At 48.9% G+C, this 15737-nt stretch carries 17 protein-coding genes; 7 read left to right on the top strand and 10 right to left on the bottom strand.

All coding sequences use genetic code 11. From position 1 onward, the window contains the following. Window positions 1–2: 2 nt before the first annotated feature. The 3 genes from KZ771_RS02960 to KZ771_RS02950 form a co-directional block, all read right to left on the bottom strand. Window positions 3–2078, bottom strand: a complete 2076-nt coding sequence (locus tag KZ771_RS02960; protein WP_290570536.1) for a cytochrome D1 domain-containing protein — start codon at window positions 2076–2078, stop codon at window positions 3–5. A 143-nt stretch (window positions 2079–2221) separates the two neighbouring features. After that, a complete protein-coding gene (locus KZ771_RS02955; protein ID WP_290570534.1) occupies window positions 2222–3580 on the bottom strand; it encodes an MBL fold metallo-hydrolase in 1359 nt (452 codons plus the stop codon). A 27-nt stretch (window positions 3581–3607) separates the two neighbouring features. Further along, complete coding sequence (locus KZ771_RS02950) at window positions 3608–4522, bottom strand: M14 family metallocarboxypeptidase (RefSeq protein ID WP_290570532.1); 915 nt, start codon at window positions 4520–4522, stop codon at window positions 3608–3610. Between the two features lie 143 nt (window positions 4523–4665). Here KZ771_RS02950 and KZ771_RS02945 point away from each other — a divergent pair, with 143 nt between their 5' ends. Beyond that, window positions 4666–5847 carry an MFS transporter gene (locus KZ771_RS02945; RefSeq protein WP_290570530.1) on the top strand — a complete coding sequence of 394 codons (1182 nt, stop codon included), beginning with the start codon at window positions 4666–4668 and terminating at the stop codon, window positions 5845–5847. Window positions 5848–5849: 2 nt separating this feature from the next. Here the strand turns inward: KZ771_RS02945 and KZ771_RS02940 are convergent, their stop codons facing one another. After that, window positions 5850–5996 carry a DUF3149 domain-containing protein gene (locus KZ771_RS02940; RefSeq protein ID WP_133539331.1) on the bottom strand — a complete coding sequence of 49 codons (147 nt, stop codon included), beginning with the start codon at window positions 5994–5996 and terminating at the stop codon, window positions 5850–5852. A gap of 88 nt (window positions 5997–6084) precedes the next feature. Here KZ771_RS02940 and KZ771_RS02935 point away from each other — a divergent pair, with 88 nt between their 5' ends. Continuing rightward, a complete protein-coding gene (locus KZ771_RS02935; RefSeq protein ID WP_133539332.1) occupies window positions 6085–6285 on the top strand; it encodes a hypothetical protein in 201 nt (66 codons plus the stop codon). Here KZ771_RS02935 and KZ771_RS02930 read toward each other — a convergent pair. Next, window positions 6282–7148, bottom strand: coding sequence for a mechanosensitive ion channel domain-containing protein (locus KZ771_RS02930; protein WP_133539333.1), 867 nt, complete (start codon window positions 7146–7148; stop codon window positions 6282–6284). The genes KZ771_RS02935 and KZ771_RS02930 overlap by 4 nt on opposite strands. Before the next feature lie 91 nt (window positions 7149–7239). On the opposite strand from KZ771_RS02930, the gene KZ771_RS02925 reads away from it, so the two are divergent. After that, window positions 7240–7626, top strand: a complete 387-nt coding sequence (locus KZ771_RS02925; RefSeq protein ID WP_290570525.1) for a BON domain-containing protein — start codon at window positions 7240–7242, stop codon at window positions 7624–7626. Window positions 7627–7643: 17 nt separating this feature from the next. Here the strand turns inward: KZ771_RS02925 and KZ771_RS02920 are convergent, their stop codons facing one another. The 3 genes from KZ771_RS02920 to KZ771_RS02910 form a co-directional block, all read right to left on the bottom strand. Continuing rightward, window positions 7644–8156, bottom strand: a complete 513-nt coding sequence (locus KZ771_RS02920; RefSeq protein WP_290570523.1) for a protein disulfide oxidoreductase — start codon at window positions 8154–8156, stop codon at window positions 7644–7646. A gap of 65 nt (window positions 8157–8221) precedes the next feature. Then, window positions 8222–9241 carry an NAD(P)-dependent alcohol dehydrogenase gene (locus KZ771_RS02915; protein ID WP_290654311.1) on the bottom strand — a complete coding sequence of 340 codons (1020 nt, stop codon included), beginning with the start codon at window positions 9239–9241 and terminating at the stop codon, window positions 8222–8224. A 76-nt stretch (window positions 9242–9317) separates the two neighbouring features. Beyond that, on the bottom strand, window positions 9318–11273 hold the full coding sequence (locus tag KZ771_RS02910) for a ligand-gated channel protein (protein WP_290654803.1): 1956 nt from the start codon (window positions 11271–11273) through the stop codon (window positions 9318–9320). Window positions 11274–11443: 170 nt separating this feature from the next. Here KZ771_RS02910 and KZ771_RS02905 point away from each other — a divergent pair, with 170 nt between their 5' ends. The 4 genes from KZ771_RS02905 to KZ771_RS02890 all read left to right on the top strand — a co-directional run bounded on the left by KZ771_RS02905 (window position 11444) and on the right by KZ771_RS02890 (window position 14618). Beyond that, entirely contained in the window at window positions 11444–12334 is an 891-nt protein-coding gene (locus KZ771_RS02905) for a LysR family transcriptional regulator (protein ID WP_290570517.1), read from the top strand. A 36-nt stretch (window positions 12335–12370) separates the two neighbouring features. After that, the gene (locus tag KZ771_RS02900; protein ID WP_290654310.1) at window positions 12371–12958 is read left to right on the top strand and encodes a DUF938 domain-containing protein; all 588 of its coding nucleotides are present in this window, start codon (window positions 12371–12373) and stop codon (window positions 12956–12958) included. A gap of 84 nt (window positions 12959–13042) precedes the next feature. Further along, window positions 13043–14500 (top strand): deoxyribodipyrimidine photo-lyase, encoded by a 1458-nt coding sequence (locus KZ771_RS02895; RefSeq protein WP_290654309.1) that lies wholly within the window; start codon window positions 13043–13045, stop codon window positions 14498–14500. After that, window positions 14469–14618: a DUF2256 domain-containing protein gene (locus KZ771_RS02890; protein WP_133539339.1), complete on the top strand. Its 150-nt coding sequence runs from the start codon at window positions 14469–14471 to the stop codon at window positions 14616–14618. Before KZ771_RS02895 ends, KZ771_RS02890 begins: the two co-directional genes overlap by 32 nt. Here KZ771_RS02890 and KZ771_RS02885 read toward each other — a convergent pair. Continuing rightward, a complete protein-coding gene (locus KZ771_RS02885) occupies window positions 14615–15058 on the bottom strand; it encodes an N-acetyltransferase (protein ID WP_290654308.1) in 444 nt (147 codons plus the stop codon). The two genes, KZ771_RS02890 and KZ771_RS02885, sit on opposite strands and share 4 nt — an antisense overlap. Beyond that, a complete protein-coding gene (locus KZ771_RS02880; RefSeq protein WP_133539341.1) occupies window positions 15055–15684 on the bottom strand; it encodes an OmpA family protein in 630 nt (209 codons plus the stop codon). Before KZ771_RS02880 ends, KZ771_RS02885 begins: the two co-directional genes overlap by 4 nt. Window positions 15685–15737: the final 53 nt, after the last annotated feature.

Genomic DNA, 15737 nt, shown 5'->3' with positions numbered 1-15737 from the left:
GTTTAATACACCTCGTTTCGTGTATTGTAGTTATTAAACTTACCGGTCGGTGTAACAATCTTCTCACCTTTGATGACGTGCTTAAGTTTGCGCGTTTTATCATCAACAATGACGATTGCTGATTGTTCTTCCATGCCACTCCAAACAGAGAACCAAACTTCGTCACCTGCCTTGTTGTATTCCGGCTGTACGATACGTTTTGGTCCCGAACCCAAATCCGCCCACTTGGCAATTGGCAGCACCTCATAACCAGCATCGAGATTATTGATATCAAAGACGGCAACCGACTGAGAAACTTCTTCATCTGGATTCAACGGTGTATCAACCCAAAGGTTAGACGATTTTGGATGGGTTTTTATAAATAGTGAACCACCGCCCTGACCTTCTAAGATGCGGGCTACTTTAAAAGCGTTGTCAGGATGACCTTCCGGGTCGGTGCCGATCAAGGTGATGTTGGCATTACCCAGTGCGCTTGTTGCCCAAACCGGACCATGTTCAGGATCGACAAAGTTTGCGCCCCGTCCCGGGTGTGGAATACGTTCAACGTCAACCAGTGCTTCGAGTTCACGTTCCAGCGCATCCACTACGGCAATTTTGTCATTCTCGTTAGCAGCGGTTAAAAAATAACGACCACTCGAATCCCAACCACCGTCGTGTAAGAAAGGTGCGGCATCAATGGTAGTTACCTGTAAGTTATCCATGTCTGAATAATCGACAAGTTTAATCTGACCGGTTTCTTTAACGTTAACGATAAATTCCGGGTGTTTGTGTGAACCCACAATCGCAGCTACCCGTGGTTCCGGATGATATTCCTGGGTATCAACCGTCATGCCGCGAGTCGATACTATTTTATGCGGTTCTAGTGTCTGTCCATCCATTAACACGTAATGGGGTGGCCAATAAGCGCCGGCTATCGCAATCTTGTCTTCATAGCCCTTAAAACGAGAGTTTTCGACTGAACGCGCTTCTAAGCCAATTTTTATTTCAGCAACAACAGACGGGACTTCCATGTACAAATCAATCAAATCAATCTTGCCATCGCGGCCAATGGTCGTGAAATAGCGGCCTGAACTGGATGCGCGCGAAATATGCACTGCATAGCCGGTTTCTACATAGTTCAGTACTTTTTTGCTATCCCCATCTATAATTGCGACTTGTCCCGCGTCGCGCAGAGTAACAGCGAACATGTTGTCGACATCATAATCGTGTTGCGGTTGTTGAGGACGATCCTCTGGTGCGACATGTACCACCCAGCTGTCCTTCATTTCCGGCATACCCCATTCTGGCGGCACTGGCGGTTCGTGCTGAATAAAACGCGCCATCATATCGACTTCTTCCGCAGTCAATTCGCCGGATGTTCCCCAGTTTGGCATACCAGCAGGCGAACCATAATTTATAAGCGCTTTGAGGTATTCAGTACCTTTTTCCTGCGTAATATCGGTTGTCAAAGGAAGCCCTGTTGCCCCTTTTCGTAAAACGCCATGACAGCCAGCGCAGCGTTGAAAGTAAATTTCCTGCGCTTGGGCGAACTCGTCCTCAGTCATTGGCGGCGCACCCGGAGTTACCACTTGCTTACCACCTTTCATCGCAGTGGGCGCACCTTTATACTGCATCTCAGCGGCTGTTGCTTCGGCATGAGGGTTTCCCGCTGCGCGGTCTTTTAAGCCCAACTCAACGCGCATAGCATCGACATCTGCCACGCTCACCGAGCCAAAATCATTACCCCAACTCGACAGCACATGGTTCGCAATGGCCGCTATCTCATCATCTGATAAATGCTGCATTGGCGGCATCATGGCGTTGTATTTGTTGCCATTCACCTCGAGAGGGCCCGACATACCTTTTAATACCGTTCTTACCACATGCATTTTGTCGTCAGCTAAGTGCGGGTTATTTGCTAACGGAGGAAAGGCACCGGCTAAACCGGTTCCATTTGCCTGGTGGCATGATTGACAATTTTTTGCGTAAGCCTCTTCGCCATCTTGAGCTGTTGCTGGCGTTACCAGCATAAAGGTCGCGCTAATCGCGACCGACATCATTGAGAGTTTGGGTAGGTATGTTTTTATAAAAGTCGCCATTGATAGCCCTCCTTTGGACCTGGACACGGCATCTAGCAATAGATTTGTGTTATTCCCAGACCCAAATTAGGCGACTTTTTATTCTTTAGCTATTAACTAAAGTGAGTGTTTTCAGGTTCTTATGTGATATCCACAAGTGGGTATCACAGGTGATAAACGCCCTGATAGTCCGCAATGTCGACGTCAAAGTTAGTTGTCTGCGACAAGTGATCACGAAACGCTTCCATCGCGTCAGGTTCGCCATGAACCAATTGAATCGGCGTGTCAGCACGCAATTCAGATGCTTTCAGCCAGTCTGTGAGTTCACTGTAGTCAGCATGCCCTGACAAGCCGTCAAGTTGCCGCACACGTGCTTTAACCGGCAGCCAGCTGCCATGTACCTTGATTGATTCCACACCTTGCAACATCTTCGCACCGCGTGTGCCACCTGCCTGGTGCCCGCTAAATAAAACTGTGGCGCGATGGTCGGCCAGCCAGCGCTTAAAGTGATGCAAGATACGACCACCGGTGGCCATGCCGCTACCGGCAATAATAATATGCGGTCCATTTTGCGACGCGATAGCCTTTGACTCATCCACACTGCGAGTATAGATAACGGTGTTAAAGGCACGTTGACAGTCATCATTGCTTAACCGATGGAGTTGGTGATGCCGCCGATAGATTTCAGTCACGTTAATGGCCATCGGCGAGTCAAGAAAAATAGATTGTTTAGGAACCCGCCCTTCTGCCATCAGCTTAACTAATAGGTGTTGCATTAGTTGCGCTCGGCCGACAGAAAAAGCCGGAATCATCAGTACCCCGCCGCCCGATGAGCATTCGTTAACGACTTCAGCCAGCTGCTGCTCGGCACTATCTGTAGCTTCATGGCGACGATCACCATAAGTCGATTCAAGTAATAACAGATCAACTGCGGGTAGTTTTTCGGCAGGATACATCATGATGTCGTTGGGCCGGCCTATATCACCGGAAAAGGCAACCCGTTTACCTTCTGCCTCTATAATAACGCTGGCCGCACCCAGAATATGACCGGCCGGTTGCAAGGTAACCTGGATATCACCAATCGCAAACTGCTGATGGAACTCAACACTTTTAAATAGTTTTATACTGGCATTGGCTGTTGCTTCGTCATATAGCGGTTGTGGATCTTTATGCTTACTCAAGCCATGCTTACCCAGGAACTTGGCATCTTCTTCCTGAATCCGACCACTGTCAGCCAACATTATCTGGCAAAGTTCGGTGGTTGCCTGATGCGCAAACACAGGACCTCGGTAGCCTTCTTTGTAGAGCACTGGGACAAAGCCGGAGTGATCCAAATGCGCATGCGTTAGCACCACGCCGTCGACGTGGTTTATGCCCATCGGCAAAGGCTGCCAATTGCGTTTGCGCAGCCATTTATAGCCCTGAAATAACCCACAATCGACTAAAATACGTGTGTTTTCGGTCTCGACTAAATACTTGGAGCCGGTGACTGTTTCTGTACCACCTAAAAAAATGATTTTCATAACCGGCCTCCTCAGCCTATTTGCGACCTACTGTAAAAACTTTAACCCGCCGACTACCGCTGCAACCTGCGCCTGATTGCATTCTTGCGGTGTAGCACGGGCGCTATCAGGATAAACCTCAGTAGTGGTGGTGTACATCGCATTGGTCATGCTAATGCATAAACCCAACGAATTAACCGGAAAGCTGATTAAACCCTCGGTATCAACCGTTGCACCAATCAGTTTGCCATCCTCATCGGCATCGGCAATGTGGGTCACCTGCCTGACTTCGTTTAATACCGCTCGCTGAAAATCCAGTTGCAGGTTTTCTGAGTCACCCACCAGGTAAAAGCCATCCGGAATGTTCCAGTTAGTGTTGACCTCGCCCTCGCGCGCCGCTTTCGCTGGACGAAACTCCGAGTTATCGCTGTCAGTGGTTTCATGCAAATCTATATGTGCCAGGATATCGACATCTGCCTGTTCCAGGTGCTCCATTACCAGTGCACATTCTTGCGCCGGACTGTCACCAATAAACGAGCGATTCGGATCGACTGCATCAGGATTCCAGCGATTAATGGTTTCGTATCCCCAGGGACTCAAGCAGGGAAACACCACAAAATTAAAGTTCTTGCTGTAGTTTTCCAATTCGGTATCGATAAACTGCAACGCGCCCTGTACACCGCTGGTTTCGTAACCGTGCACACCGCCAGTAACTAACACCGTTGGGTTTTCGCTATTCCAGTTTTTATTACGCACAACAAACAACGGATACTGCCCTACCGAGTAATCCAGGCTGCCATATTGTTGAATATCAAAGCGTGGCGCCATGGCCTCCAGTTTTAGCAGTACCTGTTCGCGATAATCGCGTTTTTTAGTTTGTGCCTGTAACCACTGGATCTTTTCTTCTTCACCCCAGGGCTTGCCTGGCGTACCAATAGGATAAATACGGTTTTGCTCGGTCATGTTCACTCCTTATTCAACGACGTTGGCATGCTACCAGACTAACATAAATCACCTTGGTGATAGCGATATTTACCCGCTTAAGGTACTATGCCAAGGCCTGATTATCCTTGTTTCTTTCAGCTGCAAAGAGATCCACGAATCCAATGTCGTATTCCAGATTGCAAATTTATACTGCAATATTCGCCATGGCCATCGGTACTTTCGCTATTGGTATTGGCGAATTTGTAATGATGGGATTGTTGCCCAACATCGGCGCTGATTTCGGCACATCATCCCAGCAAACCGGGCATTTAATCAGTCTTTACGCGCTCGGTGTTGTGGTTGGCGCGCCAGTAATCACGCTGTTGTTTTCCCGGCTTGCCAAAAAGCCGCTGCTAATTGCCTTAATGAGCCTGTACGCCGTCAGTAACATCGCCAGCGCTTACGCCGAAAGCTTTACGCAATTGCAGTGGTTACGCTTTATTAGCGGTTTGCCACACGGTGCCTACGGCGGCATTGTATGCCTGTTAGCAGCCGCAATGGTCAGAAAAGATCAGCGCGGTATGGCAGTGACTCTGGTGATGATGGGATTAACCATTGCCATTTTAGTAGGCAACCCACTGGCAACCTGGTTTGGTCAGCTGCTCGACTGGCGTGTTGTATACCAGGGCGTCGGTATGACCGCACTGGCCGCTGCGATGCTAATTGTTGTGGCCGTGCCCGCTATCAATGCCGGCGAGTCCACTCGCACGCGAACTGAGTTAACTGCGCTAAAAAATAAACAAGTGCTGCTGACTCTGGCTATTGGCAGTATTGGCTTTGGCGGCATGTTTTCCGTATTGAGCTATTTGGCCCCCACCTTGTTAGAAGCGACTCAGGTTAACGAAGGCTGGATACCTATCGCTTTGCTCATTTACGGCGTGGGTTCTTTTGTTGGCAGTTTAGTCGGCGGCTGGGCTACTGACGTCAATATGAAGTGGGCTATTGGCGGTGCGCTCGCCTGGGCAACCGTGGTGCTGTTTATTTTTCCGTTCAGCATCAATGAGCTGGTAACTATTTTACCGATGGTATTCTTACTTGGCACCACCGCTGCGTTAGTACCAACCTTGCAGGTTAGGCTAATGGATGTTGCCGGACAAGCGCAAACTCTGGCGGCGTCACTTAACCATGCCGCATTTAATATCGCCAATGGCGTGGGCGCCTATTTAGGCGGCCTCGCCATTGTATCGCCATTGCAGTGGCAGGGTACCGGATGGGTCGGGTGCCTGCTGGCAGCAACGGGTTTGCTGGTATTTTTTGTCACTAAACATCACAGCCGTAAAGTTAATTACGCCGAAAGCCTTTAAAATTACGAGTGCCGCTGTTTATTTTCTGCGGCAACCATTTTCTTATAAAAGAAAATAGCGTAAAAAATACAAAGGCCAATAACGATTCCAAGGCCCACAAAAGAGATAAAGATTACCGGGTCTTTAAAAAATTCCTGCCATAAGCTCATGACGGTACTCCTTGTAAATTACCCTATTGAGTTTATGGTTTTAGTTTATAAAACTTACTCACTTAACCAATTGATATGGATCAATCTTATGAGCGAACAGAAACCCAGTGAAACCGACCCTATGGGCGTTGCTATTGGTGTTGGCGTGGCCGTCGGCACCGCCATTGGCGTGGTGATGGATCAAATTGCTTTAGGTGTCGCGCTAGGCATAGCTTTTGGTGTGGCTTATGGGGCTACCCTTAAACGCAAACAAAGTACAGAAAAGGCTAAGGATAACAACGACGATTAAGTTGTCGGAATAATTCGGCTAAAATCATTAGCACTAAAAACATCGCTGAGAATACTTTGTTCGAGCCAATTGCGCCCTTCTGCCCGGGTGGGCACACGTACTACCAAAGTAATGTCTTCCGGGTCCTCAACCTGCAATGTTACCCGTGGTTCAACTGCCGGTGTGTCCAGGCCGGTACGGTAACTAATGCGGTCAAAATGTCGTTTTACGTCGGCAATATAGTCTTTACAGTAAGCCTGTGACACTCGCAGCAACTCCTGCTGTGCAAGCTGCCAGTTATCGGTTCGCTTAAAAGGGACGGTAAAGGTATGCAGCACATAGTCTTTACTGTAGCTTTCGTTAATCACCGGCTCCGTAGCAAATAAAGAGTTGGGAATAACAATCATGCGGCCACTGCGCTGTTGCATGTATTTACCCGGCCCAACCTCTAAAATCGTAGTCGTTAACAGGTTTTGGTCAATCACATCGCCGCGATATTCTTTTATTTGAATACGATCGCCTAAATGAAACGCGTGCGCGCCACCTTTGATCAGAGTACCACTAATACAAATAATCAGCTCTTTGGTCGCGATAACCAAAGCCACCGCAATCGCAACCAATGACAACGCAAAGGTTCTGAGTTCATTACTCCAAATCATGAACAGCCCGAACAACAGCACCAACAATAGCCCATTCCTTAACTGCACCAGCCAGCGGCGGCGTAAATCACTGGAATTGACGTTACGGCGAATAAAGCGGCGCAATACCCAGCGTGCAAACACCACCACAGCGATTAAAACCGATGTACTGAGTAATAGCCGTAAAAGGGAATCTGAAGCCTGAAGTTGCTCCACAATTTGGTTAACGATTTGCTGTAAGTTCATGACTCTCTAAGTAAATTGTCGTAAAGATGGTGGCGAATTCAATGACTTGAACTATAGTTTTTATTGGGTTTCAAGGAAAGGAGAATTTGTAATGAAAAAGATGACTTTAGCGACAGCGACGTTATTGGGTTTATTTACTATCGCCGGTTGCAGTCAGGAATCTGCTGACAGCAAAACCGAAGATGCAATGGATTCGGCGTCACAGGCTGCCGAGGATATGGGCGAAGCGGCAAAAGCACAAATGGAGCAAGCTGGTGACTACCTTAGTGATGCGCAAATTACTGCAAAAGTTAAAACCGCACTGTTCGATAACGGTGGTATTGACAGCGCCAACGTATCGGTAGAAACCCGCGACGGTACGGTCTACCTATCCGGCACGCTTGCCAGTGATAACGCTGTAGAAACCGCGGGGCAACTGGCTGCGGGAGTTGAAGGTGTTGAGGACGTCGAAAACGATATTGTTGTCGGCGGTAATTAAGACGAGTAATAGCTGTATTAGCGAGCCAGCATCAGTCTGGCTCGCATGCCTAACGACGTGGTTAGCCCGGTCGTTACTGACTGAACCTCACCATCACGAATAATCAGTATGGTGGGTGTTACCGATACGCCCCAGCGCCTTGCCAGCACACCTGTCTGATCATTAACCGTGGCAAACTCATAACCTTTTTGTTGCGCAAATTGCATAACTTTTTCGTCAGCACCGGAGGAAAAAGCCACAGTAACAACGTCGTAATCCTCCGCAATACCATCAACCATCGGTGAAACAACCTTGCAATAAGGGCACCAGGTCGCCCAAAAATAAACCAACACAGGCGCTTCCTTTGAGCGTTCAATAATATCGACGGTGTCGCCCTGCAATGTCCTCAATGTGGCGCTTTGCTCAGGGACTGTGGTCTCTATATCTGTAGAGCGGTACCAGTCGACAAGCATCGCGATAATAAATATCGCAACAAAATAACCCACCGTTTTAGCGATGCGTTTAGCCCATACTGAATTTTTAAAGGCCACAAACAACTCCAACTACCTGTAGTGCACTTGTTGTGGCCTAGCTTATCACTAATTAACGATCTGTTTTAAAACGAAATGCAAATTTTACCAAAGTGTTTGCCCGCTTCCTCATAACGAAATGCGTCGGCTAGTTCATCCAGTTTGAAGGTCTTATCAATGACCGGCTTTATACCGTTGACGTTAAGCGCCCGCACAAAGTCTTTCTGATTGTCACGACTGCCCACAATAAGTCCCTGTAAGCGTGCTTGCTTAGCCATTAACCGCGTCGTCGGTATTTCACCCTCGTTACCGGTTAGCACACCAATCAGGGCGATATGACCGCCAATCGCCACGGCGTTTATTGATTGCGGCAAGGTGCCCGGACCGCCGACTTCGATAACATGATCAACACCACGACCATGGGTTAACTTACGCACCGTTTTGCCCCATTCGGGATCGTCTTTATAGTTGATGAGGTAGTCGGCGCCCAGCTTTTTATACTGTTCTAATTTTGCATCCGACGACGAGGTCGCAAAAACGGTGGCGCCCAGACTTTTTGCGATCTGGCAGGCAAACACCGACACCCCACCACTACCTAACACCAGTACCGTGTTGCCGGGTTTGATATTGCCATCAACCACCAAAGCACGCCAGGCAGTTAATCCGGCAGTGGTCAATGTCGCTGATTGCTCGTGACTAAACCCCTGCGGCTGCTCAGTAAAAAAGTGCGCCGGGCAAACCACAACCTCGCGGGCATAGCCATCGACTCCATCTCCCGGCGTTGTGCGAAAATCACCAATCGGCGCCGGCCCGCTGAGCCAGTATGGGAAAAACGTCGATACCACGTTATCGCCAACGGAAAAATCCTCGACGCCCTCGCCGACGGCTTCAATCACACCCGCGCCATCTGACAGTGGAATGCGCCCCTCTTCGGTTGGAATAAATCCGGCAGCGACGCCAAAATCGTGAAAATTTAAAGAGCTCGCTTTGATACGGACGCGAACTTCACCCGCCCCCGGCTGGCCGGGATCGTCTATTTTTGTCGCTTCGATATTATCCAGGCCGAAGGGTTGTTTAAGTTTTAACGCAGTAATTTGCTCAGCCATTAGGTTCTCCCCATCGCATAAAAAGGTCACGCCTTACTATAATTGCGTGACCCGCTTTTAGATCAATAAGGTTACCTTAAAAACTTACCGCAGCCGACAGCCATAAGCGCCGCCCGTCTTCAACGTATCCATAGTCCGCAACCATGATCTGTTCGTTAAAGACGTTGTAAAGACCGGCGCTTAATTTTACTGCGGGCGTTAGCGCATAATTCACTCCCAGGTCAGTCAACGTATAAGATGGCGCAATCAAGCTATCTTGCGACGGCCCGGTCACCGGCTGGCTCTCTTCGCCGCGATAATGCACACGTATCCAACTGTTGGTCTGCTTATTCCAGGCATAATCCATAGATAACTGAATCAGATGTTTCGGTAATTGATTTAACGGACTACCGGCATATTCGCCGGTTTTTTGTTCTGAATCCGTATAGGTATAGTTACCGGATAACTTCCAGCGACGCGTAAATTTGTGGCTGGCACTCAATTCCACCCCTTGCGTCACCGCTTCATCCACGTTAACTCGCGTAGTCGGTAAACTACCGAATTGATTCGGCCCGGCATCACAAATTGTCTGGGGACACGCAACGCGAGTAATTTTATCCTTAAACTCGTTATAAAAAACGGTGATATTACCGCTACCATGGCGCCATTGCCGGTACCAACCCAGTTCATAATTTATCGACTCTTCCGGCTGTAAGTCAGGGTTACCGTAGACGTTACCACCGCGGCTGACCTGTCCCCATTGCGGCGTGATTTCTCGCAGTCCGGGAGCTCTGAAGCCGGTCGAAATACCGACTTTAAGCGTGCTGCGGTGATTTGCCGTCCAAACCCCATAAATACGCGGGCTCCAATGACCACCAAAGGTTTTATCCTCGTCGTAACGCGCGCCAACCGTTATTGCAAACGCTGGTGCCAGTCGCCATTCATCCTCCGCAAACAGTGACCACTGATAACCGTCAACAAAGGTTAAATCGCTAATCTGATTGGTGGTTAAATCGGTCAGTTCTTCTTTATAGTAAGAGCCGCCCAAACTCAGGCTATGTTGCTCATTTAGCGGTAGTGACCAGAGTGTTTGAAAATCCAGGTTATCGACGCTGATCAAGCGTGACTTATTATCAAATTCGTCTTTTTTAAGGTAACTCCGCGAGCTACCAAAATCCCAAAATGCATTGTGCGCTAAGGAAATTGACTGCCCCTGATAATCGGTTGTCGATGATTCAGGACAACCGCGACGACCACACTCCTCGCCTGCTGCCAGCGGTTCAACGGTTTTACCTAAGGTTGCATCCAGGGTTTGATTCTGGCTGACTGCTTCCAGTAAAAACTCGTGGGCTTTGCTCGGTGTGAACGCCAGTTTAGCCGTAATATTATCTGCCTCACGGCCGCGGAACCCCTCGTATATGGCATCTTCTTCACGTTTGCTGAACTGCCCGTATAACTGAACCCCAAGCACGTCGTCAATCAGAGAGCCAGAAGTGAACAAGTTCGTTTGGTAAATATTCCCCGACTCATCACGTTGTTGCAGGGTGGCGTCAAAGCGAACTTCTGAGCGCCACTCGTCAGGCGTTTTACGCGTGATAATATTAATAACGCCACCAATGGCATCAGAGCCATAAAGTGACGACATCGGTCCGCGTATAATCTCAATTCGTTCGATAGCAGCCAGCGGCGGCGTCCAGGCACCCTCTACCCCGGGACCATCGCTATTGGGGCGCGTTTCACGCGATGTTTGCCGCTGTCCATCCACTAATATTAAGGTGTAATCTCGCCCCATACCGCGAATAGAGACATCCTGACGGTCTCCACCTCCGGTTACGATAACGCCAGGTGCGTCTGTTAGTGCATCGGTTAGATCGCGGTAGAAGCGTTTAGATATCTGACGCTTATCAATAACGCTAATCGATGCCGGCGCATCCTTTAACAACTGCTCTCCGGCCGACGCGGTTATCACCATGGTTTCCATGACCTTTTCCTGCTTGTGGTGATGCCGCTTATCCTGGGCATGAGCCGGTAAGGCCACAGTAGCTGCCGTCATTGCCATGGTTATTGCTGCAGCAATTCTTGTCTGCGTGCATCGCGCAATTGACATTTCTCATTCTCCTGATAAGTTGTTAATGCGAATTATTCGTGTTTGCTATAATACGCATTGTAAACACGTAAACCATCGCAATCTGTTAAATTCAGGATTAAGGAACACTTAAAGGAATGAACCAGCGCCTCTTAAAAGCAGTACGGGTATTTAACCAAACAGCATGTACCGGCAGCATGAGCCAAGCGGCACGCGAGCTCAATATGACGGTATCTGCCGTCAGTCAACAGTTACAAAAATTGGAGGAGGAAATTGGCCTGTCGCTTTTTGTTCGTAACACCCGCTCGATGTCATTAACCGAGGCCGGTGAACTGTATTACCAAACCACCCGAAAAATTGCAGACGAAGCCGAGTTGATGCAGTCAAAATTGGCGATGCTGAAACAACAACCGCAAGGCGTTATCAAGTTAGTCGCTCCGGCCGGTTTTGGCGGCGGTTTGCTGAGTGGGCCGTTAAAGCAATTGATGAGCGAGTTTCCCGACATGGGTGTGCATTTAACATTAACCGATGAGCCCTGTAATTTAGTACGCCAGGGAGCCGACCTAGGCCTGTGTATCGGCCCGTTAAGTGACTCGCAGATGGTGGCAAGACAATTAGCTGAATGGCAGATGTGCTTGTGTGTGAGCCGCCAACACCCCCTGGCCGACTCTCCGCCTAAACATCCTTCACAGTTGCACGCTCATGATTACATTAGTCATATTCGCGAACAAAACATGATTAGTCAGCTATCGCACCCGGGTGGCGAGTTATTTGAATTAAAACAACGCCGACTGATGGTTAATAATATGCAGTCACTTATTCAAATGATAAAAGATAACGTGGGTTTCGGCTTAGTGCCAAAGATCGAGGTTGAACAGGCACTTGCTGACGGCGAGCTGGTTGAGTTACTGACTGACTGGACTGTACCTAACTATACTGTGCATGCAGTGACGCCTCAGCGCGATTTTATTCCTGCTAAAACACAAACCGCGATTAAGCTGTTAAAGGCGCACTTTGATAGTCTATGATAGGCCTAGTCATTGATTTGAAGAGCAAGGTTACCTATGTCGCTGCCATTTTCTCAAGCCTGTGAAAATAACAAAGACCCGATACTGAGTGTGCTGCGAGATGCTTTTATGTACTCATCGCGGGTGCTCGAAGTCGGCAGTGGCACGGGTCAACATGCGGTTTTCCTTGCCCGTCAGTTGCCCCACCTTAGCTGGCAACCCAGTGATCGAGGTGACTATTTAGCAGCGGTTAAGATGCGTGTTGCGGCAGAGCCCGCAAAGAATCTGAAATCACCGGTTCACTTTGATGTCTTTGACGACGCACCAACGGGTGACTACGACGCAGTCTTTACTGCAAATACCTGCCACATCATGCCTAAGCCTGCCGTAGCCGCATTTTTTAAACACTTTAGTACTGATTTACCCGCCGTTAGCCAACTGTGCATTTATGGTCCGTTTATTGTTGATGGTAGCCACACCAGTGACAGTAATTTTCGCTTTGATTTATCTTTACGCAGCCAGAACCCGGCAATGGGAATTCGTCACCGCGAGTGGATTACAGCACTGGCTGCAGAGCAAGGCTTTGAGCTTGCTCAAGTACACCCTATGCCGGCCAATAATCAGTTGCTGGAATTCAGGCGTTAGTTACCCACTCGATACCGGTTATCTGGCGTTTGATCTGTCGACTTAACTTGTACGTTATAGTGTTTTTATCCGAACAAGTTTTCTATGTCTCTATCTGTTGTCTGGCTAAAACGTGATTTACGTTTGCACGATCATGAACCTTTGCAACGTGCCATAGCGAGAGGCCGGCCGGTCTTGTTGTTGTATGTATTTGAGCCCGCTATGATGCGCGACCCGCACTTAAGCGAGCGGCACTTTCGTTTTATTACGCAGAGCCTGGATGACCTCAGGCGTCAGTGTCCGGATATCGCGCTGTGGGTAAAACGTGCGCCGGTTTTAGAGGTGTTAAAAGCGCTGCACCAGGAATTCGGTATCTCAGCACTATTTAGCCATCAGGAAGTCGGCCTGGATTACACCTTTAAACGTGATCTCGCGGTTGCTGAATGGTGCAAAAACCGCGGCATTGATTGGTCAGAGTCGCCAACCGGCGCCGTTGTCCGCGGCTTAACTCATCGCAGAAATTGGGATAAACACTGGCATCAGGTGATGCGTGCTAAAGCCCAGCATCCCGATGTAAATAATGCCCAATGGTTAATTGATGTGCCGACATCAGACACTCTGCCGACCGAATGGCAGCAACCCGACGAAAATTTTCAAACCGGTGGCGAAACTAGCGCCTGGGCAACGCTTAACGACTTTTATGCCGGCCGTGGCCAGCATTACTTCCGTCAGTTATCCAGCCCATTAACCGCCGAAACAGCCTGCTCGCGGCTGTCACCCTATTTAGCCTGGGGTAACATCAGTTTACGGCAGGTTTACCATACTGTGCTCAAGTCATGGAAACGTCCGGGCTGGCGGCGCACGCTCATGGCTTTCAGCTCCCGACTGCATTGGCATTGCCACTTTATTCAAAAATTTGAGAGCGAGTCCGAAATGGAATTTCGTCATCTTAATCCCGGCTATAACGATATGCCACTCACCACCGGCGACCAGGCACAACAGCACCTGAAAGCCTGGCAACAGGGGCAAACGGGTATACCAATGGTTGATGCTTGTATGCGCTGCCTGCAGACCACGGGGTATATTAACTTTCGTATGCGCGCCATGCTGGTGAGCTTTCTGACTCATCACCTGGCGCTCGACTGGCGCTTAGGGGTTACCCATTTGGCACGATTATTTTTGGATTTTGAGCCCGGTATCCATTATGCCCAGTTTCAGATGCAAGCAGGCGTTACCGGTATTAATACCATTCGGCTCTATAACCCCATTAAACAAGGGCAGGAAAAAGATCCCGAAGGGCAATTTATCAGTCGCTGGTGCCCGGAACTGGCAGAGTTGCCGGTAAATTTTATTCACCAGCCCTGGGAACTTACCGCCATGGAACAGCAACTCTATGATTTTAGCCTGGGTAAGGATTACCCTGCCCCCATTATCGATGTCGATGCGGCGGCAAAAACGGCCCGCGACAGACTCTGGAGTTGGCGTAAAAAACCACAAGTTCTTGCGCATAAAAAAAGGATACTTAATCGCCATGCCGCACCAAAAACAAAATTTACCAAGTAAAATTTGCCCGGTTTGTGAGCGTCCTTTTGTTTGGCGCAAAAAATGGCGGGATTGTTGGGACGAGGTGAAGTATTGCTCGGAACGTTGCCGACGACAACGCCACAAACAGACGAATTAAAGCTGTTTACTCATTATTAAGCGGTCTTCGCCCTTGCCAAGGTAGTCAGCAACTTCGTCAAGCACACTAAAGCCGGCTTTTTGATACAGACCTACCGCTTTGGTGTTAGTTGGCGCAACACTCAGTTCCATAGTCTCATAGCCCTCTTGTTTGGCAACGACCATACTGTGTTGCAACAGCGCTTTGCCCAGCCCCAGCTGTTGGAAGTCTGTTGCTACCAATAGCGACATCAGCATCACGCGTTGTGGATCCAGTGGCACCATCATACTGTACCCCGACGCAACGTCGTCGTTCTGCGATACCAACAGCAACTGCGGCCACTGCCGATAAGCCTGGTAAAACAACAGTTCTGGATATCCTTCGGCACCATAAAGCTGCCGCTCATAAAGCGACAGCTTGTGCAGATCGGTAACCTCCGCCAACCGAATTAAACTGCTCATTGCTGAGTATTCGGAATGATTTTCAGCTCGACCCGACGGTTTTGCTCACGCCCACTGGCCGTATTGTTGTCAGCAATCGGCTGATTTTCGCCATAGCCATAGGTCGTTAAGCGGCGCTGATCGATACTATTACCGACCAGATAGTTGCGTACTGCCATAGCGCGATTTAACGACAACTGTTGGTTGTAGGCCGCATCACCCGTGCTATCGGTGTGACCCTCAACCATCATGGTGGTTTTTTCGTATTTTTTCAGCACTTTAGCTACGTCATCCAATACCGGATAAAAGTTCTGTGAAATACTGGCACTGTCCGTTGCAAAGGTAATGTTACCGGGTAACTGCAGGCGTATATTGTCACCCTCGCGAATAACCTGCACGCCACTACCGGATAATTCGTCGCGGAACTCTTGCTCCTGCTTATCCATGTAGTTACCGATGGCGCTGCCGGCCAAAGCCCCTACTGCAGCCCCCCATACATAGCGGCTTTTATCATGATCACCAGTACCCTTACCAAGTAACGCACCGGCTACTGCACCAATTGCCGCACCTTTTTGAGTGTTGTTCATGTTGGCACAACCGGCAACAACAAACGAAGATAATGCAGTCACTAAAATCAGTTTTTTCATTGCGACACTTCCTTCTTGCCTAAACTGATAATCACTTTAGCATAATCAAAAAT

The sequence above is a fragment of the Idiomarina sp. genome, assembly GCF_019431395.1.
GTDB lineage: Bacteria > Pseudomonadota > Gammaproteobacteria > Enterobacterales > Alteromonadaceae > Idiomarina.
This window is presented reverse-complemented; position numbering and strand designations above follow the sequence as displayed.